Origin of the sequence: Pseudomonas syringae group sp. 243L2, assembly GCF_032587875.1 — a bacterium.
Taxonomy (GTDB): Bacteria; Pseudomonadota; Gammaproteobacteria; order Pseudomonadales; family Pseudomonadaceae; genus Aquipseudomonas; species Aquipseudomonas amygdali.
Genome location: NZ_JAWHPL010000033.1, coordinates 1 through 1,466 on the forward strand (window position 1 = coordinate 1; position 1,466 = coordinate 1,466).

Annotated in this window: 1 protein-coding gene and 1 pseudogene; both read left to right on the forward strand. The window is 54.4% G+C overall.

What is annotated here, in order from left to right; all coding sequences use genetic code 11:
• Positions 1 to 124: 124 nt before the first annotated feature.
• Entirely contained in the window at positions 125 to 394 is a 270-nt protein-coding gene (locus RYB66_RS22415; RefSeq protein WP_003350919.1) for a PAAR domain-containing protein, read from the forward strand.
• A gap of 30 nt (positions 395 to 424) precedes the next feature.
• Positions 425 to 1,466 (forward strand): annotated as a pseudogene (locus RYB66_RS22420) (DUF2875 family protein); the annotation flags it as partial.

Genomic DNA, 1,466 nt, shown 5'->3' on the forward strand with positions numbered 1-1,466 from the left:
CCGATGGCAGCCTGACCGTACAAATGGTCCGCCCGCCCGATGAAGCCCGTAAAGCGAAGAACAGCCAGAACCGCAGCGCAGATCCGTTTACCTTCGGCTCGCCAACCGGCGGGGCACCTGCAGAGTGAGTTACCCCGTCTGCCTGGGCGACGCCACCAGCAGTGGTGGCCGAGTGGTGTCCTGCCAACTGGCAGGCACTCACACCCTCAACGGCAAGCCTCCGGCCGTACTGGGCGACAAAGCAACCTGCCCGCTTCATTCAGGAGAATTCGCCTTTATCGAAGGCCACCCCACCCGAAAGCTGAACGGCATCCCGGTGGTCCTGCACGGCCATCGGCTGGCGTGCGGCTGCCAGGGTGTGGCCAGCCACGCCATGAATGTGCGAGTGGTCTAGGGGTTTTATTTGTGATCAGACCATGCAAGGGAAGCACAGGAAAACGATATGGAATTGCGTAACATACATTCGGTAATGCGCTGGAGTATTGCAGGAATTCTAGGTGCGGTTCTGCTCAGCTACAGCGGGCATTGGTGGGGCAAAGCTATTGCTAATGAAAAGCGCGAACTGGCGGCTTATAAATCCGAGATTACTGCTAAAAATACAGAACAACAGGTTGCGCAAGCACGAACATACTCACTAGAAATACGAGGCGTAGGCCTTGCAGTCAATGACTGGCATCAATCGTCTGTCTGGCGAGAAATTGCTAAAAAAAGCAACAATTTCTCATCGATATTTCCGTCGGACTCTAAAGCCTATAACCCATCATTGAGCTCGCGAGAAACTACAGCGGATATTAATACTCGGGTGGCTTTTCAGCATTCCGCAGGAGGGTCAGTAGCCTATTGGCCAATTCCAGCCTTTGCTTTAGGCCCTCCGAACCCTTACGAAAAGCCCTACCGTGCAGCGAACCTGATCAACTCTGGCCGGAATGCAGCGACCTTAGGTGTCACCCAGCTTCTCTGGCAAAACGATGAGAGCACCAACTACGCACAAAACATGATCGAGCGCCTGTTTCAGTTTTTTGAGGCTAATCCTAAAGTTCCGCAAGCACTGATCGCAAGCGAGGACGGGGACGTCACGCGGAACATATATCGCAAACGTGGCACTCTTGGCCTGCAGAAAAATACTCAAGTAGTACCAACGGTATTTGAAAGCATGACAGGCCTGCTGGTCACCCGCTCTGACAGGGTAGATCGATATATTCGTCCCTATGCGACAAACGAGCCCGAGGACAACCAGAGCAAAGATACCGATCTAGGCAAGCTTTGGGCTTTCTACTGGGATCGGGACAAAGCATTTATGGACTGGTACGAAACTGCCGAGAAAGCGAAAGGCGTTGAAACCCCCTACGCCCCCGGAACCATGTCCACCGCCTACTGGCAATCCCAACTCCCCACCCTCTGGAAAACCATTAGCAACCGAGGCCCTGGCAACTTCGAGCCCTCCCCGTGGCTGCCCATCCGCTGGG